The sequence below is a fragment of the Curtobacterium sp. MCBD17_040 genome (genome assembly GCF_003234805.2).
In the GTDB taxonomy this organism is placed as follows: Bacteria; Actinomycetota; Actinomycetes; order Actinomycetales; family Microbacteriaceae; genus Curtobacterium.
In genome coordinates this window covers 349,652-372,493 of sequence record NZ_CP126274.1, presented here as the reverse complement: position 1 = coordinate 372,493, position 22,842 = coordinate 349,652, and the positions used below count along the sequence as shown (strand labels likewise).

General features: G+C 68.0%; 27 protein-coding genes and 1 pseudogene. 7 read left to right on the top strand and 21 right to left on the bottom strand.

The window, feature by feature from the left end; all coding sequences use genetic code 11:
- Positions 1 to 107: 107 nt before the first annotated feature.
- From DEI94_RS18195 to DEI94_RS18150, 10 genes are all read right to left on the bottom strand, one after another.
- Entirely contained in the window at positions 108 to 395 is a 288-nt protein-coding gene (locus DEI94_RS18195) for a hypothetical protein (protein ID WP_111027449.1), read from the bottom strand.
- A 71-nt stretch (positions 396 to 466) separates the two neighbouring features.
- Entirely contained in the window at positions 467 to 1,201 is a 735-nt protein-coding gene (locus DEI94_RS18190; protein WP_111027448.1) for an exonuclease domain-containing protein, read from the bottom strand.
- Between the two features lie 109 nt (positions 1,202 to 1,310).
- Positions 1,311 to 1,598 (bottom strand): hypothetical protein, encoded by a 288-nt coding sequence (locus DEI94_RS18185; RefSeq protein ID WP_111027447.1) that lies wholly within the window; start codon positions 1,596 to 1,598, stop codon positions 1,311 to 1,313.
- A gap of 83 nt (positions 1,599 to 1,681) precedes the next feature.
- Complete coding sequence (locus DEI94_RS18180) at positions 1,682 to 2,386, bottom strand: hypothetical protein (protein ID WP_111027446.1); 705 nt, start codon at positions 2,384 to 2,386, stop codon at positions 1,682 to 1,684.
- Positions 2,386 to 2,823 (bottom strand): dUTP diphosphatase, encoded by a 438-nt coding sequence (gene dut, locus DEI94_RS18175; RefSeq protein ID WP_111027445.1) that lies wholly within the window; start codon positions 2,821 to 2,823, stop codon positions 2,386 to 2,388. Before dut ends, DEI94_RS18180 begins: the two co-directional genes overlap by 1 nt.
- Before the next feature lie 11 nt (positions 2,824 to 2,834).
- Positions 2,835 to 3,749, bottom strand: a complete 915-nt coding sequence (locus tag DEI94_RS18170) for a hypothetical protein (RefSeq protein WP_111027444.1) — start codon at positions 3,747 to 3,749, stop codon at positions 2,835 to 2,837.
- Between the two features lie 77 nt (positions 3,750 to 3,826).
- Positions 3,827 to 4,717 carry a ribonuclease HI gene (locus DEI94_RS18165; protein ID WP_111027443.1) on the bottom strand — a complete coding sequence of 297 codons (891 nt, stop codon included), beginning with the start codon at positions 4,715 to 4,717 and terminating at the stop codon, positions 3,827 to 3,829.
- Between the two features lie 34 nt (positions 4,718 to 4,751).
- Positions 4,752 to 5,138: a hypothetical protein gene (locus tag DEI94_RS18160; RefSeq protein ID WP_111027442.1), complete on the bottom strand. Its 387-nt coding sequence runs from the start codon at positions 5,136 to 5,138 to the stop codon at positions 4,752 to 4,754.
- 1 nt (position 5,139) lies between these two features.
- Positions 5,140 to 5,709 carry a hypothetical protein gene (locus tag DEI94_RS18155; RefSeq protein WP_146249542.1) on the bottom strand — a complete coding sequence of 190 codons (570 nt, stop codon included), beginning with the start codon at positions 5,707 to 5,709 and terminating at the stop codon, positions 5,140 to 5,142.
- 584 nt (positions 5,710 to 6,293) lie between these two features.
- Positions 6,294 to 7,016: a hypothetical protein gene (locus DEI94_RS18150; protein ID WP_111027440.1), complete on the bottom strand. Its 723-nt coding sequence runs from the start codon at positions 7,014 to 7,016 to the stop codon at positions 6,294 to 6,296.
- Between the two features lie 358 nt (positions 7,017 to 7,374).
- Between DEI94_RS18150 and DEI94_RS18145 the strand changes: the two genes are divergently transcribed.
- On the top strand, positions 7,375 to 7,749 hold the full coding sequence (locus tag DEI94_RS18145) for a hypothetical protein (protein WP_146249541.1): 375 nt from the start codon (positions 7,375 to 7,377) through the stop codon (positions 7,747 to 7,749).
- Here DEI94_RS18145 and DEI94_RS18140 read toward each other — a convergent pair.
- Both DEI94_RS18140 and DEI94_RS18135 read right to left on the bottom strand, forming a co-directional pair.
- Positions 7,746 to 8,288, bottom strand: coding sequence for a hypothetical protein (locus tag DEI94_RS18140; protein WP_111027438.1), 543 nt, complete (start codon positions 8,286 to 8,288; stop codon positions 7,746 to 7,748). The genes DEI94_RS18145 and DEI94_RS18140 overlap by 4 nt on opposite strands.
- A gap of 7 nt (positions 8,289 to 8,295) precedes the next feature.
- Positions 8,296 to 9,132: a DUF2637 domain-containing protein gene (locus DEI94_RS18135; RefSeq protein ID WP_284183749.1), complete on the bottom strand. Its 837-nt coding sequence runs from the start codon at positions 9,130 to 9,132 to the stop codon at positions 8,296 to 8,298.
- 168 nt (positions 9,133 to 9,300) lie between these two features.
- Here DEI94_RS18135 and DEI94_RS18130 point away from each other — a divergent pair, with 168 nt between their 5' ends.
- Positions 9,301 to 9,528, top strand: coding sequence for a hypothetical protein (locus DEI94_RS18130; RefSeq protein ID WP_111027877.1), 228 nt, complete (start codon positions 9,301 to 9,303; stop codon positions 9,526 to 9,528).
- Here the strand turns inward: DEI94_RS18130 and DEI94_RS18125 are convergent.
- Entirely contained in the window at positions 9,506 to 10,378 is an 873-nt protein-coding gene (locus tag DEI94_RS18125; protein WP_146249603.1) for an Ig-like domain-containing protein, read from the bottom strand. The genes DEI94_RS18130 and DEI94_RS18125 overlap by 23 nt on opposite strands.
- Here DEI94_RS18125 and DEI94_RS18120 point away from each other — a divergent pair.
- The 5 genes from DEI94_RS18120 (at position 10,365) to DEI94_RS18100 (ending at position 13,736) form a co-directional block, all read left to right on the top strand.
- A complete protein-coding gene (locus DEI94_RS18120; RefSeq protein WP_146249604.1) occupies positions 10,365 to 10,829 on the top strand; it encodes a hypothetical protein in 465 nt (154 codons plus the stop codon). The genes DEI94_RS18125 and DEI94_RS18120 overlap by 14 nt on opposite strands.
- A gap of 105 nt (positions 10,830 to 10,934) precedes the next feature.
- Positions 10,935 to 11,363: a hypothetical protein gene (locus tag DEI94_RS18115; RefSeq protein WP_146249605.1), complete on the top strand. Its 429-nt coding sequence runs from the start codon at positions 10,935 to 10,937 to the stop codon at positions 11,361 to 11,363.
- Between the two features lie 123 nt (positions 11,364 to 11,486).
- A complete protein-coding gene (locus DEI94_RS18110) occupies positions 11,487 to 11,864 on the top strand; it encodes a hypothetical protein (RefSeq protein ID WP_111027881.1) in 378 nt (125 codons plus the stop codon).
- 121 nt (positions 11,865 to 11,985) lie between these two features.
- Positions 11,986 to 12,978, top strand: coding sequence for an IS481 family transposase (locus DEI94_RS18105; RefSeq protein WP_284183510.1), 993 nt, complete (start codon positions 11,986 to 11,988; stop codon positions 12,976 to 12,978).
- Positions 12,979 to 13,049: 71 nt separating this feature from the next.
- The gene (locus tag DEI94_RS18100; RefSeq protein WP_111027658.1) at positions 13,050 to 13,736 is read left to right on the top strand and encodes a hypothetical protein; all 687 of its coding nucleotides are present in this window, start codon (positions 13,050 to 13,052) and stop codon (positions 13,734 to 13,736) included.
- 15 nt (positions 13,737 to 13,751) lie between these two features.
- Here DEI94_RS18100 and DEI94_RS18095 read toward each other — a convergent pair whose 3' ends face one another.
- The 8 genes and pseudogenes from DEI94_RS18095 to DEI94_RS18065 all read right to left on the bottom strand — a co-directional run bounded on the left by DEI94_RS18095 (position 13,752) and on the right by DEI94_RS18065 (position 22,781).
- Entirely contained in the window at positions 13,752 to 14,771 is a 1,020-nt protein-coding gene (locus tag DEI94_RS18095) for a hypothetical protein (protein WP_146249570.1), read from the bottom strand.
- A 44-nt stretch (positions 14,772 to 14,815) separates the two neighbouring features.
- The gene (locus DEI94_RS18090) at positions 14,816 to 15,121 is read right to left on the bottom strand and encodes a hypothetical protein (protein ID WP_111027660.1); all 306 of its coding nucleotides are present in this window, start codon (positions 15,119 to 15,121) and stop codon (positions 14,816 to 14,818) included.
- Between the two features lie 69 nt (positions 15,122 to 15,190).
- Positions 15,191 to 15,784 carry a hypothetical protein gene (locus DEI94_RS18085; RefSeq protein ID WP_146249571.1) on the bottom strand — a complete coding sequence of 198 codons (594 nt, stop codon included), beginning with the start codon at positions 15,782 to 15,784 and terminating at the stop codon, positions 15,191 to 15,193.
- Between the two features lie 53 nt (positions 15,785 to 15,837).
- Positions 15,838 to 16,818, bottom strand: a complete 981-nt coding sequence (locus tag DEI94_RS18080; protein WP_111027662.1) for a hypothetical protein — start codon at positions 16,816 to 16,818, stop codon at positions 15,838 to 15,840.
- Between the two features lie 31 nt (positions 16,819 to 16,849).
- Positions 16,850 to 19,189 carry a S53 family peptidase gene (locus DEI94_RS18075; RefSeq protein ID WP_181441895.1) on the bottom strand — a complete coding sequence of 780 codons (2,340 nt, stop codon included), beginning with the start codon at positions 19,187 to 19,189 and terminating at the stop codon, positions 16,850 to 16,852.
- 21 nt (positions 19,190 to 19,210) lie between these two features.
- Positions 19,211 to 19,744: pseudogene (locus tag DEI94_RS19805) on the bottom strand (protease pro-enzyme activation domain-containing protein); the annotation flags it as partial.
- A gap of 56 nt (positions 19,745 to 19,800) precedes the next feature.
- Positions 19,801 to 22,278: a hypothetical protein gene (locus tag DEI94_RS18070; protein ID WP_111027664.1), complete on the bottom strand. Its 2,478-nt coding sequence runs from the start codon at positions 22,276 to 22,278 to the stop codon at positions 19,801 to 19,803.
- Complete coding sequence (locus DEI94_RS18065) at positions 22,275 to 22,781, bottom strand: HAD domain-containing protein (RefSeq protein ID WP_146249572.1); 507 nt, start codon at positions 22,779 to 22,781, stop codon at positions 22,275 to 22,277. The genes DEI94_RS18070 and DEI94_RS18065 overlap by 4 nt, the downstream gene beginning before the upstream one ends.
- Positions 22,782 to 22,842: the final 61 nt, after the last annotated feature.

The following is a 22,842-nucleotide window of genomic DNA, read 5'->3' as shown; positions in this document are numbered from 1 at the left end:
GCTGGTCGGGTCTGCTGGGGATGTGCGGAGGGTCCGCGGGGACGCTTGGTGGCGTTCGCGCGGACCCTCCGATGTGGTCATCGGCTGCTGATGCGGCGAAAACCGTCTCAGGCGTGGATGACCTCTCGGTCGCCGCCGAAGGAGTCGTCGGCGCGGCGTCGAGCGTCGGCACTGCGGATGCCGCGCAGGCGGTCGTTCCAGGACTCGGCGTCGAATCCGAGTCCGTAGTGGTCGGTGCTCTCCGCCAGCAGCGATGCCGCCTCCCGCTGGGAGCGGGCGGGGATGCGGACGACGATGCGCGGGTGCGCGTACTCACGGAGCGACGCGATGAGCTCGTCGGCGCTCTCCAGGTTGAGGGGGATCTCGATTTCGGCTTCGTACGCGCGCTGCGGCATCAGGAGTCCTTCGGTGGTGGCTGTTCGTCGGTCCCTTCCTCTATGCGCGGAAGGTCCCGCACCGGAGAGGGTCAGGTGAAGACGAGTTCGAGTTCGTCGTCGATGACCTCGCCGGGGATTGCGGGGATGGGCCACACCTTCTCGACGTAGGCGTCGGGCTGGTTCTTCTTGTCGCGGAAGTACGCCTCGAGGCTTGTCGCCTGCTGTCGCGCCCAGGTGATCTGCGCCTTGTGGAGCGCTTCGATGGTGCCCTCGACGGGTCGGGCTCTGTCCATGAAGATCCAAGCGAGTCCGCCGGCGGCGATGGCGTCAGCGTCGGCGGTGTGCGCGTTCTCGAGGACGATGCCGTTCAGCGCTGCGGTGTCGAGGAGCTTCCGGGAGCCGCGACGGTACGTGTCGATGGCCTTGTCGAGCACGTACGGGTCGATGCCATGGAAGTGGCCGAGGGGTGCGATGCCGTGTCGGCGAGCTTCCCGGTCGGTGATGGTGGCGTCGTAGCGGAGGTTGTACGCGCAGATGGGCATGCCGAGGTCGACGTACCGCTGGAGGGTGGTGACGATCTCGGTGACGCCCTGCCAGGCGGGGATGCCGTCGGCTTGGGCCTTCTCGGTGGTGACGCCGTGAACTGCTGCTGCGCCATCGGGGATGGGGATGCCGGGGTCGATGAGCCACTCGTGCCGCTCGAGGAGCTGCAGGTTGCGGTCCATCACTCCGATGAACGCGGTGACGATGCGGTCGTTCTCGACGTCCACGCCGGTGGTCTCGGTGTCGAAGACGGCGATCTTGTCGATGTCGCTGATGAGCATGCGGTTGGGGCCCTTACATGTGGGAACGGTGAGTACTCCGTGCCTCTATGCGCGGACGACCCGCGATGCGGAAGGTGCATCGCGGGTCGTTGTCGGGCAGCTGGTCGGTCTACTGCTCGAGGGAGCCGCCGAAGTCGCTGCGGGTGTGCTTGGCGAAGCGGCCGCCGTTGACGCCGGTTCCCAGGTCCTTCTCACGCAGCCGTGTGGCGTCCGCGGCGCGGTTGAGCACCTGACGCTGTTCGTTCGCGCGGCGACGCGTTTCGCTGCGGTCCGCGAAGCGGGCACGTCCGAGGTCGCGGTCCTGCCATGCCTTCGCGACCACCCCGGCGAGTACGCCGACGCTACCGACGGTGAGGCCGCCGAGCACGGGGCCGTTGTGAAGCAAAGCGTCGAACATGGTGCGGGGTCTCCTTGGTGAAGTGTGGAACGCCGGGATGCGGCTATCCAGCCGGGATGTGTGCGGCGGCGGTGCCGCACTCGTCAGCCGCTGTGCGGTGTGGCTGCCGGTGTGGGCGTTATTGGGGCTGCTGGTGGCGTCGCCCCGTTGTGCGGCGTTGCGTGCGGGTCGAACACCCACGCGAAGCTCTGCGGGATGTGATGGCCGAGTGTGGTGAGCCCGTGCTGGAGCAGATGGGTGAGGGTGACGGCGAGAGCCGGGTCAATGATGACGCCGACGACGGCAAAGATGAACGCGCGGAACGTGAACCGGTTGAACTTGCCGTGGGGTCGGGTGATGGTCAGGCCGACGATCGCTGCGACCATGAACGCGAGGAGAAACGCGACCGCTGCGGCGAGCGCTGGTGCCAGCAGCACCGGTGCGGTCGGGAGGTTCAGCAGGTGTGCTGCGGTGACGGGGAGGGTCACCCGGATCGGTTTCCCGCTGGCGCCGGTGGCGAATGCGTAGGTGAACGCGGCGACGGCGACGAGGAACGCGATGACGGCGACGGTGCGCTGGGTGCGGATGATGACCCAGATGACACGGGCGATGGTTTCACCGAAGATGTCGTCGGGGTCGCGCTTGGGCTTCGGCGCCTTCGGCGCCTTCATCCGTACGGCCTTCTGTCCCTTCCCTTGGAAGATGGGGCCGCTGAGTTCGACCTTCCGCTTCGGTTCGACGGTGCTGAAGTCTCCGGCGACGGGGTCGCCGAGGTCCCATGGCGTGCCCTGGGAGAACTGGTCTTCCATCACGCCACTCCGGTGCTGCCGAATCCGCGGTCGCCGCGGTCGGTGACGTCGAGGGTGTCGGCTTCTTCGACGGTGACGGAGGTGTACTCCTGGATGACGAGTTGGGCGATGCGGTCGCCGGCTTCGGCTCGGAACGGCTGGGTTCCGGCGTTGTGGAGCAGCACCTTCACCTCGCCGCGGTAGCCGGCGTCGATGGTGCCGGGTGTGTTCAGCACCGTCACGCCGTGCTTGGCGGCCAGCCCGGAGCGGGGGTGGACGAGCCCGACGTGTCCGGTGGGGATGGCGAGTGCGAAGCCGGTCGGGACGAGGGTCCGCTCTCCGGGGAGTAGCGTCACGGCCTCCACTGTGCGGAGGTCCAGTCCGGCGTCGTCGTGGTTGGCGTACGCGGGCGCGGGGACGGTGTGGGCGCCGACGCGGGCGATGCGGAGGGTGGTCACGGTGGCGTTCCTTACGGGGTGGTGACGGCAGGAGCTGAGGGCGCCGGCGTGATGGGGGTTGCGGCGGCGGCGGATGCTTCCGTGGTGCAGGTGACTGGCTTTCCGGGCAGTCCGGCCTGCTGTACGAGGGCGCCGGCGGCGGAGGAGATGGAGCAGGTCACCTTGTCGCGGCTGTTCGCTGGCGTGCCGGTGACGGTGACGGTTCCAGCAGCGTTCGTGCTGACCGCGTACGGCGCGGGGGCGCCGACCGTGGTGACGGGGAGTGTGGTGTCCGTTCCTGCGACGTGCAGGTTGGTGATGTTCACGGTTTTGCCGGTGCTGGTGACGCTGATGGATACGGCGGTGGTCGTGGCCTGCGGGGCGAACTGGTGATAGCCGGTCCAGCCGGCGGCGGCGAGTGTGAGCGCCACGGCGATGGCGGGGAGGGCGAGGGTGCCCTTGCGTCGGAGGAGTGCGATGACGGCGACTACGACACTGACGCCGGCGGTGGGGAGGGCGGCCATCGTCAGCGTTGGGAGCAGTGGCAGTGCTGCAGCGACAGCGCCGAGGATGACGGCAATGACGGCGAGGTAGTTGAGGGTGGATGTCTCTGTGCGGACCGGGCCGGCGGGCTCCTCGGCCTTCTTCCCGGCGGTGTCATCTGCGACGGGGAACAGGTCCGCGCCGGCGTCGGGGAAGTAGCCGCCGTTTCCGGGCCCGGGTAGGCCCGGTCGCACGAACGGTTCGTCGATGTCGGCGCCGTACTCGTCGAAGTCGCCCTGCGTGCGGCCCCGCTCAGCTTCGAACTCCGCGAACGCGTCCGCTCGCGCCCGCGCCTCCGCTTCTGCTGCGGCTTGCTCTCGTGCGCGTTCGGCTGCGCGGAGCGCCCGTCGGGTTGGCAGCCCTGGCGCGTGCTCGGCTGCGTGGGTGGGCTGAAGGTCGGTCATGGGTGACAGGGCTTTCCTCGTCGGGAGTCGGGCTGGTTCCGGCTCAGTCGTGCTCGGATATGCGGCAACTCCGGCGCTCAGGCGGCCTGGTGATGGCGGCTCATGGTGTCGGCCATGATGTTCCGGGCGATGCTGTTCCTGGTGGTCTCGGTTACTCCCACGGCGGTCTGCCGGGCGGTTCGTGCGAGGCGGTCTGCGGCGTCGTTCAGCGGGTGGCCCTGGTGCCCCTTGACCCAGCGGTACTCGACCGCGTGCATTTTCTCCTGGCTGTGCTTGATGGCGCGGACGAGGTTCTCGGCGGTGCTCGAGTGGCGGACGCGACCCTTACCCGGGTCGCGGGTGAGTGCGGCGATGGCGAGCTTGGAGTCGATGTCGATGAGGAGGTGCTCTCCTGTTTCCGCGGCGAGGATGAGCTCGTGGATGGCGCGGAGCTCGACGACGAGAACGTCGGCGGTGCGCATCGTGCCGTAGCCGTACCGTCCGTCTTCGCGCGCCCACGCCCACGACGCGCCCTTCCCTCTCCCCCAGCCGACGGATCCGTCGGTCGCCGCTTCGACGCGTCTGCGGTCGGAAGCTGCCCGTGCGGATGATGCGTCGGCGCTGAGGAGGTTGCGGCAGTGCCGCCATCCGTGCCGGTCCCACCCTTCCTCGTGGGTCATCTGCGATTTGTAGAGGATGGTGATGACCCCGAATCGACCGCCGAGGTCGAGGAGGAGGCGACGTGCTGCGGTGTCGAAGACGGACACGTCGATGAGTCGATGCTCTCGGTATGCGTCGGTGTCGGTGAGGTGGTCGATCATCGCGGTGATGATCTGTCGGCGGAGGGTGTCGGATTCAGGGGCGTCGAAGCGTCCACCAGCGACGATGTCCACGGTCTGGGGTCCGGTGCCGTGCCCGAGCGCCCATGCGGTGGTTCCGTGCTCGCTGACGATGTGCAGGGAGAACTGCTCCGGGGTTGCGTGGCTCATGCGAGCTGCTATGCCGGTGCGGTGAGGTCAGCAGTTAGCGGTCGTATCCGGTGCTGATGACCCGGCTGTATTCGCCGAGGGTGTCCGCGGTGGCGGTGCGGGGGTCGAAGTCGGTGATCGCTCCGCCGTCGACAGTCCAGACATCCATGTCGGGGTACTGGGCGGCGAAGTGGTCCAGTGCGCTGCCGCGGCCGAGCCGGACCTCTCGCGTGGGAAGCGCGGGGAGCTCCACGCGGTACGACGGTTCCTGCTTCGGGGCGGTGGCGAGGCGGTGTCGTTGCGCGACCTTCGCGACGGCTGCCGGGGATGGCGGGAGTCGCAGTGCCGGTGCGTCGGTCTCGGGGCGCCGGTGTGCGGTGTACTGGCCGCCGCCGGGGACTCCGCGGTGGACTCGGGGCTCGTTTGTGGGTGAGCTGCTCACATCATGGATGTGTGCGGCGGTGCGCGATTACGCGTCGGTGGCGATGATTCGGTAGAGCCGGGTGAAGTCCTCGAGCGTCTCCTCGGTGACTGTCAGTCGCAGTTCGATGAGGTTGGCGACGGCGTAGGCGATGCCGCTGACGATGGTGGCGTCGGTGAATCCGGGGATGTCCGTTTTCGTCGGCGTGCGGTGCCGCGTCCTGCCCGCAGGAGTGTTCTGACGGTGTTCCGGTGATGGCGTTGTCGATGAACTGGCGGTAGATGGCCCAGACGGGGTGCTCTTCGGTGCAGTGTTCGTCGCTGGCCGTTTCGCTCATCGTTGCCCAGTCCCGCAGGTACCGGTCGATGCTGCATGGGGCGCCGAGGAGGGAGTTGTGGTCGGCGAGGACGACCCGGGCGAGGAGGTGGGCTGATACTGCGAGGGCGTTGACGCCGGCTTCGGAGATGAGCGGCTGGTGGCTGAGGCCCTGGATGACGTTCTCGACGAGCTGGAGTGCCGGCAGCAGTGTGTACGGCACTGCGCGCGGCTGCTCGCTGTGGCCGGGTGTGGTGCGGGCCAGTGCGGTGCTCATGGTGTCTCCCCTACTGCTGTGACGCGTCGTGCCGGGTGGGAGGGCGTGGCGTTCCCTGCTACGTCCCTGTCTCGTGCGCGTTCGGCCGTGGTGGGGTGTTCCCGGTGACTCCGTGGCTTTGGCTCTCCGGATGGGCGGTGAGCAGCATGTGATGGTGCTGCTTACTGCCCTCGAGTTCGGTGAGCTGTCCGCGCTCTCACGAACCATCAGAAACGCCTGCGCGACGCCGTTGTTGCTGCGTGCTGATGCTCTGTGTTCCGCTGGTCAACCGTACCAAGTGGGTACGACTTTTCGGAACGCAGGAATGGTTTCCCCTCCCGAACGGGTGTCAAAACCGGGGTAAAATCATCGCTTGTAATCGTTTCGTTATGCAAGCGAGAGGAAACGCGTAGCATCCTCACGAATCGAGGTATCAGCCGTGGTAGAGAATCGGCTCGGAAAGAATGACAATAGCCCCCATTCGGGGGCATGGTTTGCCTGGCGCGTTAGGTGCCCGAACGTTTTTGAACCCGACCGATTCCGCATTCTGTGAAAAGCAAAAGGGCGGTCACCGAAGTGACCGCCCCAGAGTGATGCAGCGGGAACTAGAACAGGCCTGTGAGCCCGAGCTCGTCCTCACAGACAGTCTGCGCGATGCGGCGCACGCGCGTAAGCAGGGCGAGGGCGCGCTGGTTGCTGACGCCGACCTGCCGTCCGATGTCCGCACCGGAGTTGACGACGGGCGGCTCGGAGTAGAGGTCACCAATCCAGCAGTCGGCCACCTCCCCGAGCTGCTCGTCCTCGTCGTAGCAGGCCTCGATCACCATCTGGACGAGTTCGCGCCCCTCCACTTCTGAGATGACCAAGTCCTGGTGTTCGAGGACCGGCTCGTCATCGTCGAGGAGCGTCGCCACGCTCAGGTGGGTGCCCTGGTCCTCGCCTACGCGCTCCGCAGCAGTGGTCCGCTCGTTCCGGAGGAGCTGCGTCATGCCGCTCATCGGGGCGACCGCCCCCGATTCGAAGTGCGCGAGGACCTGGTGCCGGCAGGATCCGTAGACGTACGAGTACCAGTTGTCCACGTGAGCGGTGGGTCGCTTGTCGGTCAGGAGATGGAACGTGGTTTCGGCGCAGACTCCGACGACGTCGTCGTGGTCGGCTACCGCGGTCCGCTGGTAATCCTTCGCAATGCGCGGCGCCCAGGCTCGGAAGTGGGGCAGCATCGACGCGGTGAGGTCAGCGGCCGCCTCGACGGAAGAGACGGAGCGCATCCGATCGGACAGCACGATCGCGGTCATAGGCGCGGGCGGGGCGAGGGTGAGAGTGCTCATCAGTTCTGTTCAGTAGTTCTGGCAGAACGACACTAAGAGGTTGGCAGGGGCCGACGAGCTGCGGAGTGGCCCCCAGTTCGGACTACATATCGTGTGTCGACCCGGACAAATCACCCCCGAAGACGGTATGGTGCGCCCGGGCAGTTCGCAGGCAACCCGGTACAGTTGGTGCGGTCGACAGACATACTTTGAGTCCCACCCCCTAGCGCGAGGAGCCCCTTTGGTGGAGTCAGGCCCCTCACTGGGCATCGGAATCAGCTTGCGTAGCGGCGCGCTCCCTCGGGAGGCCAGGGCCCGGGACGAGGTGATCCGGAGAGCACTTCTTCGAGGCGAGGCGATGGATAATCACAACGACCGCGTGGAGCGGGAGACCGAGCGGATCACGGACCGCCTCGCGTCTCTAGAGGCGGCGTACGACGCGTGGAAGCGCGGCGAGACGCATCCGGACGACCCGTACTTCCTGGCGATTTGGAAGGGCCAGGCGGCAGGCGTTGATTCGGACACGGCGCTTGACCGGTTGAACCGTGACAGCGCCGTGCTGCGGCGATTGGCTGAGGGCGGCCGCGTCGAGGAGATCCGCGGGTGGCGAGCCCTCGGCGACGACGAGAAGTCGGTGCGCGAAGCCATCGAGAAGCGGGTGGAGATGTACACCGAAGCGATGCGGTCCGGCGGCCGGAACCTTTCCGTCAACCAGGGGCACGTCGCGCGAATGAAGCGCGAGCAGGCGAACTAGTACGACTCGCTCGGGTCGATGGCCGTGCCGCAATCGACCTGGTAGCTGGGTGCTCCGGCCGTGGAGTCACTGTCTGTCGCGGTGACGCACCACTGACCCGCGTCGCGACCGGACACGATGCCGTGCTGCCGCATGAACGGCGTGGGCAGGCGCGCACTCACCTCATGGTCGGAGACGAACGATGACCAGTCGCAACTGAGCGCTCCGCTGCCGGAGGTTGCGCTGGACTCCCCCACTGCGCAAGAGACGGTTCCGCCGCCCGGGAGAAGCACGTCGCCGGTGTCGAAGTGGTCTGCATCGGCAATCCCGGTGACGTTGAAGGTGAACCCATGGCTCGGGTCATAGTGCAGGGACGGCATCGCGTTCCCGCCTGCTGTGCCGACGGCGCCCATCAGGAGCGCTGCGATGACGGCGGCGAGCAGCATCCCGATGACGACGAACCACTGCTTCTGCCGGCGGCGAATGAGACCTGCGACGCTCGAACGGATGACGGTGTCGCTGTCCGTTTCGGAGGGCTCGGTGGCGAAGGGGAACGTCATGCGCCTCCTATGCCTGCGTGCTGACGTCGGCGGGACGGCCGTCCGCCTCCTCGCGCAGCCGGTTCACGAGGCGGACCCCGGTCTTTGACGACTTCCCGAGCCACCGACCGACTTCCCCGCCAGAGGGCCACTCGCCGGTCTGCTTCCGGTACTCGTGGATGCGGGCGACAACGGCGTCAGTGTCCGCAGCGGCGGGCGGCGTGACGGGACGAGCGGGGGCGGGCCGAGCGGGGGCGACGCGGGTGGGCGGGGCGGTCGCCGTCACCTGCTGCGCTCGAGATGGCGACGGCTCGGGCGCGGCTGCCGAGGCGGTGAGGGAGACCGCTTGCCCTGGGTCCGCGGCGGCTTCGGGGTCCGGTGCGCTGGGCGCTGGTCCCGCATGGGGTGTGGTGGCGGCGCGGAGCTCGACGTCGGTGGCTTCCCGTTCTGGGGAGGTGAGCATGATGACCAGCAGGTGGGTTGAGGCCAGGAGCGCGAACGGTGCGACGGCGCCGACGACGAACGCTTCCGCGGTGCCGATGTGTCCGCCGGTTGCGTGGACGCCGTTGGCGTAGATGCTGAGCGCGCCGAACACGATGAGGACCAGCCACGGGTACACGCGGGTGGTGCGGCTGTCTCGGGTACGGAGAACCAGGGTGCCGAAGGTGGCTACGACGATGGTGCCGTCGACGATGAGGGGCCAGCCCCAGGCGACGAGGGCGGGGATGCGCGCCATGGTGGCGAGGGATGTCAGGGCGGTGAAGGACAGCGCGAAGCTGATGAGTCCGACGATCATGACGGCGATGGCGACGAACCAGAGCAGCACGGGGCTGTTTGCGGAGAGGATGCGCCCGTTGACGGACATGCTGATGCCTTTCGGGCCCAGGGGGTCGGTTCGGGCCGGGCCGCTGTGTGGGACGATGCGGCGAAGAGGTAGCTGCTGTCACCCGGACGGGGGCTGGTCGTAACAACGGCCAGATCACCGGCCTGTGGGACGATGGGCAAACGTTCAGAAAATGGGGGATCTGCGGGGATGGCTGAATCCGACGATGACGTGCACGTCACGACGACGTTGCTCGACTGGGTGAGCGCGGTTGCGACGTCTGCGCCGCCGGACTGCGTCGAACGGATTCGTCTGCTGGTGCCTCCGACCGGCGACATGGACCGGTTAGCTCTGGCTCGTGCCACTGTGAGGACGTTGGAGCTCACGATGACCGCTGGTGAGCGTGAGGCGTGGTTCAGCGGCCGTTCCGCCCTCTGAACGTCGTCATCCCGCCGCCGACGGCGAACAGGCACGCTCCGCCGATGACGAGCCAGGTCACGTCGAGGCCGCCGCTGCCGGCAGGCTTCGACGCCGTCGCGGTCGGGTGCGCGGCGGGGCGTCCGCTTGTGACGACGTCACTGATGGGGGTGATGTTCGTGCCGGTGCGCAGCAGCGTCGGTACGGGAGGCGGTGCCGGCAGGGTCACTGCTGGAAGAACTGTGACCGCGATGGGTGCGCAGTAGCGGACGTGGTTGCGTCCTGCGGCGCAGAGCGTGACGGCAGCTGGTTCGGGATGCTCGAGCGGCGCAGTGATGCGCACCTGACCGTTGCTGGCGCTCGCGTTCACCGTGCCGGCGGTGACCGACGCGGTGACAGTGCTCTCGTCAAGCTGCCAGGCGGTCGGGTCGATGGCGAGGCGGTTCAGGTCGATGGTCGTTGTTGACCCGGCGGTGACGGTGATGTGCTCCGGGTGCAGCCCGAATCCGTCGTTGATGGTGAGCAGTTCGGTGCTGCTGCGGCAGTCGGCGGCGAGTGCGGCGGCGCACGCTCGGTAGGTGAAGTGGTCGGTGCCGCTGTCGGTCGCCGCACTCGCCGTGTATCGGAAGGAGCCGTCCGGCAGCGCGGTCACCGTTCCGTGCGTGGCACGGCTGGTCACGGTGACGCTCTTCGGGTTCGCGGGCCCGGACCCTGGCGCCAGGGTGGGTGCGAACGTGGCGGTGCCGGCGGTGTCGGTGATGAGGGTGTGCTCGTCAACAGTATTCGGCGCGTACGGCGCCGCCGCGGTGATGGTGACGGTCGCGGTGACGCAGCTGCTGCGGTCGCCGACGGGGCAGATGGTCGCCTTCACGGTGTGCGTGCCAGCGGTCGTGGTGGTGAAGGTGGTTGAGCCATCTGCGGCCGTGACAGCCTTCGAGTGTCGGTCGGTTGCGGTGGTGAGGGTGCTGAGGTCAGCGCCGGCGATGGAGGTCAGCCAGGCGGTCAGCGGGATGACCGTGGCCGTGTTCGGCTCCGTCATCACCGGCGACGATGTCGTAGTCGTGAGGGCGCGGGGGTCGATGTGGATGTGGACGGTGCCCTGCCCGCAGGTGCCGTCGTTCGCGCACGCGGTGTACGTGAACGTCACCGGCTCACCCCCTGCCGGTGCGGCCGGAGGGGCTGTGGTGACGGGCTGGTCCGCGCCGGTGGAGACGAGCGCGGCGGGGACACCGGCGGTCGCGCTGGTCGGTGCCGCTGCCGCCGGTGGCGTGGCTGCAGGTGCCGGCTCGTCCGTCGGCGACGGTGTGGGCTCCGTCGGCTGAGTCGGTGCCGGGGTGGGTGACGTGGTCGGCTCCTGCGTCGCCGGGGCGGGGAGCTCCGACGGGCTCGGCGCTGGGGTATCGATTGGAGTGGGTTCGGGTGACGGTGTGACTGTCGGACCCGGCGTTGGTGTTGCAGCCGGGCCGGTGGTGTCCGACGTCGGAGCGGGGGTCGGTGTGGGCGTCGGCGACTGCGTGGGTGCTGCTGCGATGGTGGGTGCCGGGAGATGGTCCGGGGTGGTGGCTCGGCCGGGTGTGACGAACGCCGCCGGCACGATGGTTGGGGAGGTGAACGTCGCGGTGCCGCCGAGGAAGGCGACGGATCCGACGGCGGGCTCCTTGGAGACCGTCAGCGACGCAACCGGCGCTCCAAGCGCTGCGGTCACGGGCACGACGGTGGTGTTCCCCGCGACTGTGGTGACGGTGATATCCGGCAGTGATGCTGGGGCTGCGGCGCCGGGGAGCGCTGCTGCGACGATGGCGCCGGTTCCGCAGACGACGACGAGTGCGGCGGATGTGCGGGCGATGACACGGTGACGGTGCAGCACGGCAACCTCTCTGACGGCAGCAGATCCGCCGTCCCCTCCCCTATGCGGCTGGCGCATGGGCGGGACGCATAGACCTGTGGTGACTCACGAACGTCGAATCGATCCGAGGCCAATGCAAGAGCTGAACGTGACGCCGGCGGCCCCCGTGGTGAGCGTTGCCGCCGCGCAGCAGCGGCTGGACGCTGCATGGTGGCTGCTCGAGGACTTCGAACAGCACGCCGGGGCCGCGAGATACGAGTCGGTACTGGTGCTCCCGGCGACGCAACGCACGAACGAGCATCGCCTCCGCGCAGTGACGGAGCGTCCGCAGTCGGCAGTGACGTCAGAGGTCTCGTGGTTCTCCCCCACTGCTGGTTGGGTGACCGTGGACACGCTTGCCGAGATGGCGGGAGGCCGTCTCGGTCGACGGTTCGTCGCCGCCGAAGCGCGAGGGCTGCTGCAGGCCGTGCAGATGCAGCAGCTGCTGTTCGTCACGCAGCTGCTGTCCTAGCTGTACTGCCCAGGGACGTTGGTTGTGTTGCGACGACTCGCTGTAGTCGTTGGGATGTGAGAAGGACCTCCTGCAGTGGAGTGGAGCTGTCTAGTTCACACACTCTCCGCAGGAGGTCCTCGTGTCCCACGCTAACGCTGCCCTGACACCACGCCAACGCCTCCGGATAGGTCGTCTGATCGTCGATGACGGCTGGCCAGTCCGGCACGCAGCCCTGTTCTTCCACGTGTCCTGGCCGACCGCGAAGCGCTGGGCCGACCGGTATGCGGCCATGGGCGCCGAGGGCATGCATGACCGCTCGTCCCGTCCGCACCGGTCCCCGAACCGCACCCGCCCTGAGCTGGTGAAGAAGGTCGTCGCACTTCGCTGGCGAAAGCGCCTCGGTCCCGTTGGGATCGGCGGGCAACTCGGCATGCCGGCCTCGACAGTGCACGCCGTGCTGACCCGCTGTCGGGTGAACCGGCTGCACCACATCGACATCCGCACCGGCGAACTCGTGCGCCGTTACGAGCACGAACGTCCGGGCGCGATGATCCACGTCGACGTGAAGAAACTCGGCAACATCCCCGATGGCGGCGGCTGGCGCTACGTCGGCCGACAGCAAGGTGGGCGGAACCGGTCAGCAACGCCCGGTAAGGGCCGCAGCAAGCATCGCGGCCCGCTGATCGGGACCGCGTTCGTGCACACCGTGATCGATGACCACTCCCGCGTCGCTTACGCCGAGATCCACGACGACGAGAAAGCAGCGACCGCGATCGGGGTGCTACGGCGGGCCGTGTCGTGGTTCGCCGCACGCGGTGTCCGGGTGGAGCGGGTCCTCTCCGACAACGGCTCTGCCTACAAGTCCCACGCCTGGCGCGAGGCCTGCACTGAGCTGGAGATCACGCCGAAGAAGACCCGCCCCTATCGGCCGCAGACCAACGGGAAGATCGAACGCTTCCACCGCACCCTCGCCGACGGGTGGGCGTTCTCACGGCACTACCCGACCGAGCACGCCCGCCGGAACGCCCTCCCGGCATGGCTGCATCACTACAATCACCACCGGCCCCACACCGCCATCGGGAACCGGTCACCGATCACTCGGTTGACCAACCTCCCTGGGCAGTACACCTAGCTGCTCGCCCCCACCCGCGCCAACCCGACGCGACCCGACCCGGTCCGGTCGTGTCCGCGCATAGAGGGAGCATGCCTGACATCACCGTTCGCGCCGGGGATCTCACCAACCTCGCTGTCGGCGCTGCGCTGCACGCCACGGTCCGCACCCGCCCCGACCCCAGCAACGGCTGGCGGGCGGGGATGCGGACGCTCAGCGGACGGCTGGACCGGGTCGAGCCGTTCGGTCAGGGTGCGGTGAAGTTAATCCTCGACGGCCGCTCGTTCTTCCTCGATGCGAAGGTGTCGGTGCGTGTGGACTCGAGGGTTGCCGCGGCCGTCTGCCCGCGCATGCAGGAGCGGCTGCCGGTGAAGACGTTCCAGCCCGAGGATGTCCGGGTTGGTGTGGAGCGGACCCTCCTTGCCGCGTCCGACTTCACTGCTGACCATGTTGGTGAGAGCGTCGAGTTCACCTTCCGTGGCACCGTGTTCTACGGTCCGCTCGTGCAGGTCTCGCGTGTTCGAGCGTTCGGCATGGTGTCGGTGACCATCGACGGGGCGGAACCGTTCCTGTTCGACGAGGACGAACCGATCATGCTGCTCGCGGCCGCGGAGACGCACCAGGTGCCCGCCGTGCCCGCGCCGATGGAGCAGACCACCGCGGCCCCGCTTGCGGCGGAGCCTGACCCGGCTCCCGCACCGGTGCTGGCTGGCGTTGCGGTAGCGCCGACCAGCGGAGGTTGGCGGCCGTTCTCCGACGAGGACCTCGACCTCGGCTGACCCGGCTGTCCTCGGTCAGGCGGCGACCGCTGCTGGCGCCTGCCAGGTGCTCGCCACGGTGTCTGGCCGGAAGTACGGCTTCACCACGCCGGCGACGTCGTCCCATCCGTACCCGTGGTTGCCGCTACGAGCGCTATCAAGGAACGCTGGCGCGTCGTCTGTGACGGTGGTGGTGAGTGTGCCAGGGATGCGGGCGGAGTAGCCGGAGCCGTTCACCCGGTCGATGAGGACCACTTCGGCGTTCTCGAACGACAGGGTTCGGCCGGCGGCCTCGCCGCGGTCGGCTCCGGCGAGCCCTGCTTCGGCGACGTCGCCGTACCAAATGACGTCCAGTGAGACGCCGTCGTGCCAGTCCGCTGGCCCTTCGACGACGAGTTCCTCAAGCGCCTGGCGGACTTCAGCGGTGACGGTGACGTTGTGGCTGGCGAGCGCTTCCTGCAGCGCGGCGACGCGGCGCTCTCGAATGGCGTCCCAGTGCGTGTCGTTGTAGAAGCGGGCGTCGATGCCGTCCGGCCACTCGCCGTCTGCGTCGGGGACGATGAGGTCCGCTGGGCTGCGAAGCGGTGCGCGCAGGAGCTGGTCGTGAGTGTTGCGGAGGAGATGCCGGATCGGGTCCGAGCGGTCCCGGTCGTACACGGCTTGGCGGAGTTCGTCGTGGTCATCGTCGGACAGGTCGTCCCAGTCGGCGCCGCGGTCATCCAGGAAGGAGCGAAGGAACTCGGTCGCGGCTTCGTACTGCTGGTCGGAGACCCATTCGTCAGTGCTGTCGGTCAGGGCGTCGAAGTCGCCGGAGAGGTACGCATCGATCTGCTCGTCAGTGAGCTTGTCGTCGTACGCGACGTAGACGAGGTCCGGGATCTCCCGCGGGTCGAGGGTGCGGATTGTCTCCGCCAGCGCGGACGCGGTGGCGGTTCCCTCGTACGGGGTGCGGAGGTCGACGTCGGTTCCGGCGGCCGGGCGGACGTGGCCGTTGAACTGTCCGGCGCCGGGGACGCCCTTGTCGTTGTGGCCGCGGCCGGTTGCGTCGATGCTCATGCGGGTCTCCTCGTAGGTCACCCGATGTGTGCGCGGCAGCTCGACTAGATGAACACGCCGAGGACTCGGGTGCTTCCGGGGCGGGGACCCTGCTCGAGGGTGGCGTCGTGCACGGCAGTGTCGGGCCAGGTGTCGTCGTTGACGACGTCGTCGGCGATGTCGAGCACTTCGACACCGAAGTGGTCGATGGCGTTTTCCACGTCGTCGATGGTGACGTCCTGGTCGTCGTCGAATTGAAGGGCGGGGAGGACCGCGTCGTCCTCGTGGATGAGTTCCGCGAGCTCGCGGACGGTGGTGGCGCCGACCGCGCCGATGAACTGCGCGGTTTCGTTGAACCAGATCTCTGCCATGCGTCTCCTAGCCGAAGGGTGCGGTGCCGGTGCATCGGCGTTAGATGCGGCGGGAAACGTGGAGTGGTGTCAGCCGATCCTCGTCAGTCCGGTGAACGTCATGTCCGTGTATCCGGCGCTGCAGGTTTGGAAGATCAGGTCGTAGCCGCGAGGAATGTCGGCGGAGGATTCCGTCCGTCCGTTTAGGTGGGCGATGACGCCGCTGACGCGGTACATGCCAGCGTCAAGGCCGGTCAGGTGGACGAGTGTCCCGGGACGGGTCGGGAAGGTGCTGCCGCCGCAGCGGTCGTGCTCGGCGATGGTTCGCACGCCGTAGATGGCGGTGATGTCGACCGCGCCGGCGCACTTGTTGATGTCGGCCTGGCCGCCGGCGGTCCATACGATGACGGTGCGGATGTCGTCCGTGGTCGTGATGAGGTCTTTCGGTACGACCGGGGGAAGCGATGACACCGGTGGCGGCTCGGTCTTGACATCACTGGCCGAGCCTGCCGTTCCGGCGTGATGTAAGCCGATGAGGGCAGCTGCTCCGGTTCCGAAGACGACGCAGGCGGCGACGGCGGTGATGAAGCGGGTGCGGCGCGGGGTGTTCGTCATGTGCTGACGTTTCTTCTCCTCCAGCCGTGGGTGGTCCGCGGCGTCCCGCTGTCTATGCGTCGTCGCCACAGCCAGGAGTGGTCACCGGCTGTGGCGACACCGGTTACGTGCGCGGCGCCCGTCTAGTACCGCTCGACGGTACCGAATGGTCGCTTCGACCAAACGGTTTCCCGCTCGATTGGCTGGTGTAGCGGGCCGATGAGCCGCTGTTCAAGGGCTGGCATCTGCTGGTGTCCCCACTCGCCGTCGCCGTGGCCGTCGATGCGGGTGAAGCCCCACGCTTCGCCGGTGTGCGGGTCGTACTCCGCCGCCCAGAAGTCGAACGGTCCGGCGAAGTAGTGGCCGACGATCGGGATCTCATCCAGCGGCGTGTTCTGGTGGGTGCCGATCTTCGGCCAGCGCTTCATCTCCGCGGTGAAGAACTTCTGGCCTCGTCGGCGACGGTTGACCTCATCGAACACGGGTGCCTTCTTCGCCGCGGCCCGACCGGCTGCTGCGGCCGCTTCGCGGCGGGCTCGGTCGGCGAGGACCTGCTGAGTCGCTGCGCGGCGCTGCTCAGCGATGGATTCCTCCATCGTCGGCGCGAGGGCGCTGGCGCGGGCGTCGTCGAACATCTCGTCGCTGATTGCGCGGACCCGGTCCGCGAGTTGTCGGAGTCGGTCCGCGCGAGCACGCCAGGACGGCCGCTGCGCCGCGGGCGCGTGTCCGTTCGCTTGATCTCGTGACGCCTGCTCCTGACGGTCGAGCTCGTCAGCGATCCATGGGAGCTGTTCTTTCTGCAGCCACTCGTGGACCATCGGGATGATGTTCTGGTTGACGCTCCGCCATCCGAACGCTTCGGTGTAGCTCAGGCCGTCCGGTTCCTCGTCCGTGAGGGCAGCCTTCACCCGGTCCACCCGCCACCAGTGCTTCGGGTTCGCGCCCGGCGAGTCGGGGAAGTACGCACCGTGCTCGGCCGCGAGCGCAACGTGCCGGGGTGACGGGCCGTCACCGGCGGCTGGCAGCGTCACCTCCGCTGCGGGACGGGTGTGGGTGCCGAAGTGTCCGCCGTTGTTGGTCGGTTCACCGGTTTGCTGCTTCCGAAGGATGGTGCTCGAGGTCATGTCCGTGATGTGCGCGGCGGTTCTCGTGGTGTCAGCGGATGGTGACGCTCTTGCAGCCGAGGTTGGTGTCGGAGCCGTGGGAGAAGTTGATGGCGGTGACGCAAACCTGCTGCTTCCCGGTCTTCGTCGTGGTGACGGTGCCGGTGTAGCCGTGATTCCCGGTGATGCTCTTCGCCCGGTCCACGTCCGCGCGTGGTGCTGCTGCGCTCAGTGGCGCCGGGGTGGCGGCGCCGCCCACGCTGACGCGGACGGGTACCGGCTGGCTGGTGTCGTCTGGGTCGAACGCCCAGCCGCTGACGGTCACCGATGCGTGGGCGCTGGTTGCCGTGTCGAACGCGCCCTGCGGGGAGTTGGTGGGGAAGGTCACGGTCTTGCAGCCGAGGCTCTTGTCGGAGCCGCTGCCGGTGTTTTCCGCGGTGAGGCACACCTGCTGGTTGCCGGTCTTCGTCGTGGTGAGGGTGCCGGTGAAGCCGTGCGATCCGGTGACGTGCTTGGCGCGGTTGACGTCAGCGCGGGTGGTGCTGGTGGCGACGGTTCCTGCAGCGACGCCACCGATTGTGGCGTCCACGGTGGTGGACGTGGTGGTGTCGCTGGGGTCGAAGGCCCAGCCGGCGACCGTGACTGCGCCGTATGTGGCAGCGGATGCGGTGTCGAAGCTGCCCTGCGGTGACATGTCCGGCAGCGTGATGTTCTTGCAGCCGAGGAGTGTGTCGTGTCCTGCGCTGCCGATGTTCTCCGCGGTGACACACACCTGTTGGTTGCCGCTTCGGGAGACGGGGAGCGCGCCGGAGAATCCGTGGTTGCCGGTGATGTTCTTGGCGTGGTCGACGTCTGGTCGGGGTTGGTCGGCGTGGATGACTCCGATGGGGCTGGCGAGGAGGCCGTTGGAGAAGGTGACCTTCACCGGGTCTGCAGCGACCTTGTCGCCCTGATCGAATGCCCATCCGGCCACGGAGACGGTGCCGGGTCCTGCTGACACGACGTCGAGGCTTCCCTCGGGGGATGTCAGCGGGAAGGTGACGCTCTTGCAGCCGAGGAGGGAGTCTGCGCCTGCGCCGACGTTCACCGCGGTCACGCACACCTGCTGGGCGCCAGTCGCGGTGGTGCTCGCTGTGCCGGAGTAGCCGTGATTTCCGGAGATCTTCATCGCTTTGTCCACGTCACTCCGACCGGTGTTCGCGGTGAGGGTTCCTGCGGTGGCACCGCCGACAGTTACCTTCACCGCGAGGGCGCTGCTGCTGCTGGAGCTGTCGTCGGCCCACCCAGTGACCTTGACGGTGCCGTTTCCAGCGCTGGCGGCGTCGAAGGACCCGACCGGTGATACCTGCTTGCAGCCGGAACGGGTGGGCAGCACTTTCGACAGTGCGGCCCAGTTCGGTGTTCCAAGGCCGGTTGCTAGGTCGTAGCCGCGTCGTGCCACGTAGGTGCCGTTGCTGCCGTTGGTGACGTCGCGGAAGTCAGACGGGTGGGCGTACAGCGTGTTGTGGATGTCGCCGATACCGACGGTGCAGCCGCGAGCGGAGAGGGTGGATGCGAGCTCCCCGGCGAGGAGCGGAGTTGCCAGGCTGGTGCCGCCTCCGAGTACCCACCCCTTGTACGTGTCGGTGTAGATGCCTGGCCCGACGTTCGGGTCGGCGAGTGCGGAGATGTCGGGCACCTCTCGGCTGTTGCCGCCAATGCCGGTGCCAGCCTGGTACGAGGGTCGTGAGAACGTGGAGTAGCCGCCGCCGGTTGCGCCGGAGCTGTTGTGCCACACGGACTCGAGGTATGTGTTCCCGCTCTTAGCGAGGGTTGTTCCACCGACGGAGATGACGGCGGGTGAGGAAGCGGGGTATGAAGCGCCGATTTTGCCGTCGCAGGATGCTCCGGTGTCGCCGGCAGCGGCGAAGGTGGTTGCGCCCGCCGCAACGACTCGGTCAACAGCGTCCTCCAGCACTGCGCGGGTATTGGAGTCCACTTCCGACTCGCAGTACATCCAGGAGATGCTGAGCGCCGTGATGTCGTGCTGAGCGACGTCGCCAGCTACGTCGGTCAACGCGTCGTACATGCCCTGGATGGAACCGTCCGCGAAGTACGCCCGCTGCGCGGCGCGTGGCGCGACATCGAGAAGCGCTTCCTGATCGATGGCGACTTCGAACGGTCCGTTCTTGCTGGTCGCTGTGGTGGTGCTGGCCCCGTCAACGCTGATCTGTGTGTACGACGGCGCTGGTCGCCCTACTGCTGCGGCGTAGGTTTTCAGGTTGCCGGAGTTCCATCCGGAGAACTGCAGGGTGGCGATGGTGGCACCGGCACCGGCGCTGGCGCTTGCGGGCGCCTGGTACGCGCCGGTGAGGTTGGACACCGGCTGTCCTGGTACGGCGGTCGGGGTCACGATGGGACGCTGGTCGAGGCCAAGCACAGCGGATACGAGCCCGTTGAAGGACGCAGGAAGCGTCGGGCTGTTGGTGGGGTGCATGGCGGCACCGGTTCCGACGAGTTGGACGGCGAAGAGCTGCTCAGCCTCTGCGGCGGTGCCCGTCGCGGTGAGATCCCAGCGGTCGTCGTCGTTGGTGACTGTGAACCCTGCTTGCTCGAGCGCGTCCCGTACCCGAGGTGTGTGCGATTCGGCGGGCGCGACCTGGTTCAGGTTCGTCCGCGTGTGATCAGTGGCGACGGCGCGCAGGGTGCTGCGGCTGTGCGGCGTGAGGACAACCGTCAGTCGAACCGGGTTGCTGCCGGGGGTGGCGTTTGTGACTGGTGTGGTTGCAGCGGCAGCTGTCGGCACGACCGGCTGGGGTGCGTTGGTGGTTGCGGCGTCAGCGAAAGCGGGTCCCCCGGTAAGCGCTGGGGCGACGGCGGCCGAGACCGCAGCGGCGGCTCCGAGGAAGGCGTACGCCCGTCCTCGGATGGGGTCGGTCGGGCTGGAACGACGGAACGGAGCGCGCATACCTACCGCTATGCGGCGAATGCGCGCTCCGTTCCGAGAATCGGGTCAGATGTGGCTCACCGGTTGGTGCCCGTTGCCCACTTCGCCTTGCCGTTCTTGTAGAGGACGAGGTTCCCGTCGGCCTGCTGGGTGAGCTTCATGCCGGAGCCGCTGAGCCGGTAAGTTCCCGTCGACCAGATGGCCTTCCCGGCCTTCGTGTAGAGGACGAGGTTCCCGTCGCTCTGCAGGGTCAGCTTCGTTCCACCCTTGCCGTTGGTGCGGGTGGACCAGGCGGCCTTCTTGTCCTTATAGACGACGACGTTCCCGTCGGCCTGGACGATGAGCTCGCGGCGCTTTGCCGTGTCCCAGAGGGACTGCCCTGCGGTGAGGACGCCGTTCTGGGTGAGGGTGTCCGCGCCGGGGCGCTTGTTGTTCCACAAGGTGGAACCGTTCCGGGTGAGGTTCAGCTGCCCGTAGTTGTCGATGCTGAGGACGACGCCGGAACCCTTCCCTGACGTCCCCGATGCCCATACGGCCTTCCCGGCGGTGTTGTAGACCACGGCGTTGCCGTCAGCTTGCAGTGCCAGGTGAGCGCCGCGGTAGCGCGACGTGCCGGTGGCCCAGAGGGCCCGTCCGTTGCCGTACTCGACGAGGTTCCCATCCAGCTGCATGTCCAGGTGATACTGGCGGGACGGGGAGTAGATGCTCTGACCGTCGGTCATCGTGGTGGTGCCGATGAGCTTCGTGCCGTCGGAGGAGATGCCGGTGACCGGCGGAGCGGGCGTCGGCGTCGGCGCGGGGGTCTGCGTCGGCGGGTTCGTCGGACCGCTCGTGGGCCCTGGCGTCGGCGTGGCGGTCTGCGTCGGGGCGGGGGTCGGCGACGGGCTGCTGGTCGGCGGCAGGATGGGCGGGCACGCGGCCGGGGCGGGAAGGTCCGCGCGAAGCTTGGACCAGTTCGGGCTGCCGAGGCCGGTCGCCCGGTCGTAGCCGGTCGTCGCCGCGTACGTGCCGTTCGAGCCGGTCGTGACGTCCTGGAAGTCGCCCGGGTGGGCATAGATGGCGGCGTGGATGTCGCCGATCCCAATGGTGCAGCCTCGATCCGCGAGGGTGGTGGCGAGCTGCGCCGCCATCATCGGGGAGGACAGGCTCGTTCCCCCGCCGAGCACCCATCCGCCTTCGGTGCTGCTGTAGATTCCGGGCCCCTGGTACGGGTCCGCTTCCGCGGCGATGTCGGGGACCGCGCGGCCCTGCGACGTGTCGGCGTTCGTTCCTGCCTGGTACGCGGCGTTGTCGTACAGGGCGTATCCGCCGCCGCTGGAGCCCGAGGAGTTACCCCACGTGGTCTCAGCGAACGATCCGTCGGTGTTCTTGGTGAGGCTGGTGCCCCCGACTGCGACGACCTCGGAGCTCGCCGCGGGATACGACACGCTCGTCTCCGGTCCTGAATCGCCGGAGCAAGTAGCGCCGCTGTCGCTGGAGGAGGCGAACATCGTCGCTCCGGCGGCGACAATGCGGTCGATGGCGTCCTCGAGCGCAGTGTGGGTGTCCTGGTCCATGTCCCGTTCGCAGGAACCCCACGACTCGCTGACGGCGGTGATGCCGTCAGCCGTGACGTCGTTGGCGATGTTGCTGTACGCGTCGTAGATGCCCTGAACGGTCATCGGGACGAAGTAGATACGCTGCGCGGCGGCGGGCGCGTTGCTAAGGATGGTCTCCTGGTCCGTCGCGACCTCGAACCCGCCGTTGCCGCTGATAGCTGTGGGGTCCGCACCGTCAACGGGCACCTGCGTCACCGACGGCAGCGGGATGCCCGCCGCGTTGGCGTAGGTGTTGAGGTCCGAGGGGTCCCAGCCGGAGAACTGCACGGTGGCGATGGTGGTGCCGGCGCCGGAGTTCGCCGGGGCGGAGTAGGCGGAGCGGATGTCGCTGACGGGGGTGCCCGGCACGCTCGCTGGGACGGTGACGGGACGCTGGTCGAGACCGAGAACGGTGGTGACCGCGCCGCCGAACGACGACGGCATGGTCAGGCTGCTGATGGGGTGCATCTGCGTGCCGGTGCCGACGACTGTCACGCCGAACAGCTTCTCCGCCGCGGCGACCGTGCCGTTGGCGGTGAGGTTCCAGGTGCTGGTGTCGGGGACGGTGAAGCCGGCTGCGGCGAGTGCCGCCTTGACTCGGGAGCGGTCGTCGGAGACGGGGCTGGTGCCGGCGATGCTGGACTGCCGCTGGTGGGTGGAGAGGGCGTGCGCCTTTGCGGGCAGGGTCCGCAGCGTGTGACGGTCGCTGGGGGTGAGAACGACGGTGAGGCTCACCGGGGTATCGCCGGGGGTGATGGTCGTCGCGCCGGCGGCGCTGGTCGGGGCTCCCGAGGTCGGCAGCGTCTGCTTCGGGATGACCGGCTGCAGCGGTGCGGCGGTGGCGGGAGCTGCGAGGCCGACGAGGGCACCCCCTGCGAGAGTGGCGACGGTGATGCCCGCGGCGAGGATGCCGGTGCGGGTTCGCCGTCGGCTGCCGGCGGAGCTGTCAGGGCTGTGGTCGCTGTGGTTCCCGATCATGGTGCCTCCATATGCGGCGGCTCTCCCCCAGTGAGAAAACCGATGATGTGGTCAAGGTGGTCTGGTGTCAGCCCGTCGGTCGGTGTGACCGCGAGGTGCTCGCATCCGTGTCGCTGTGCGATGCGAGCCAACGTCGCCCGGCGGTTCTCGTTGAGGTGGGCGTCAGCGTGAACGAACCGGACAACACTCCTATGCGCGGACAACCACCGATCGATGCAGTCGACCTTCCACCAGCTGTCGGACGGTCCGCGGACACCGGTTTCGGTGTCCGTTCTGCCGATGACCGCGTCGAAGATGTGCGGGTCGTCCCAGTCGGTGACGTAGACGATGTGCGCCGGCAGGGACCCGAGCGCTTCGGCGAGCGCCGACGCGACGAACACGTCGCCGAACGGTGACGGGACTGCCGAGTATTCCGGCCAGGCAGTGAGGTCCGCGATGGGTGAGAGCGTGCGGTCGATGTCGAGGAACAGCACTTCCGTCGACGCGACATCAGCGTCTGTCACAGCGGCATCACCCGCGTGAACGTGCTTCCCCAAAATCTCCTGCTCCCCCGGCCCCCACGGC

Coding starts and splice junctions, on each gene's coding strand:
- DEI94_RS18195 (WP_111027449.1), bottom strand. CDS start 395: ATGCCGCAGCGCGCGTACGAAGCCGAAATCGAGATCCCCCTCAACCTG.
- DEI94_RS18190 (WP_111027448.1), bottom strand. CDS start 1,201: ATGCTCATCAGCGACATCGACAAGATCGCCGTCTTCGACACCGAGACC.
- DEI94_RS18185 (WP_111027447.1), bottom strand. CDS start 1,598: ATGTTCGACGCTTTGCTTCACAACGGCCCCGTGCTCGGCGGCCTCACC.
- DEI94_RS18180 (WP_111027446.1), bottom strand. CDS start 2,386: ATGGAAGACCAGTTCTCCCAGGGCACGCCATGGGACCTCGGCGACCCC.
- DEI94_RS18170 (WP_111027444.1), bottom strand. CDS start 3,749: ATGACCGACCTTCAGCCCACCCACGCAGCCGAGCACGCGCCAGGGCTG.
- DEI94_RS18165 (WP_111027443.1), bottom strand. CDS start 4,717: ATGAGCCACGCAACCCCGGAGCAGTTCTCCCTGCACATCGTCAGCGAG.
- DEI94_RS18155 (WP_146249542.1), bottom strand. CDS start 5,709: ATGAGCACCGCACTGGCCCGCACCACACCCGGCCACAGCGAGCAGCCG.
- DEI94_RS18150 (WP_111027440.1), bottom strand. CDS start 7,016: ATGAGCACTCTCACCCTCGCCCCGCCCGCGCCTATGACCGCGATCGTG.
- DEI94_RS18140 (WP_111027438.1), bottom strand. CDS start 8,288: ATGACGTTCCCCTTCGCCACCGAGCCCTCCGAAACGGACAGCGACACC.
- DEI94_RS18135 (WP_284183749.1), bottom strand. CDS start 9,132: ATGTCCGTCAACGGGCGCATCCTCTCCGCAAACAGCCCCGTGCTGCTC.
- DEI94_RS18130 (WP_111027877.1), top strand. CDS start 9,301: ATGGCTGAATCCGACGATGACGTGCACGTCACGACGACGTTGCTCGAC.
- DEI94_RS18120 (WP_146249604.1), top strand. CDS start 10,365: ATGGTCGCCTTCACGGTGTGCGTGCCAGCGGTCGTGGTGGTGAAGGTG.
- DEI94_RS18110 (WP_111027881.1), top strand. CDS start 11,487: ATGCAAGAGCTGAACGTGACGCCGGCGGCCCCCGTGGTGAGCGTTGCC.
- DEI94_RS18100 (WP_111027658.1), top strand. CDS start 13,050: ATGCCTGACATCACCGTTCGCGCCGGGGATCTCACCAACCTCGCTGTC.
- DEI94_RS18095 (WP_146249570.1), bottom strand. CDS start 14,771: ATGAGCATCGACGCAACCGGCCGCGGCCACAACGACAAGGGCGTCCCC.
- DEI94_RS18090 (WP_111027660.1), bottom strand. CDS start 15,121: ATGGCAGAGATCTGGTTCAACGAAACCGCGCAGTTCATCGGCGCGGTC.
- DEI94_RS18080 (WP_111027662.1), bottom strand. CDS start 16,818: ATGACCTCGAGCACCATCCTTCGGAAGCAGCAAACCGGTGAACCGACC.
- DEI94_RS18070 (WP_111027664.1), bottom strand. CDS start 22,278: ATGATCGGGAACCACAGCGACCACAGCCCTGACAGCTCCGCCGGCAGC.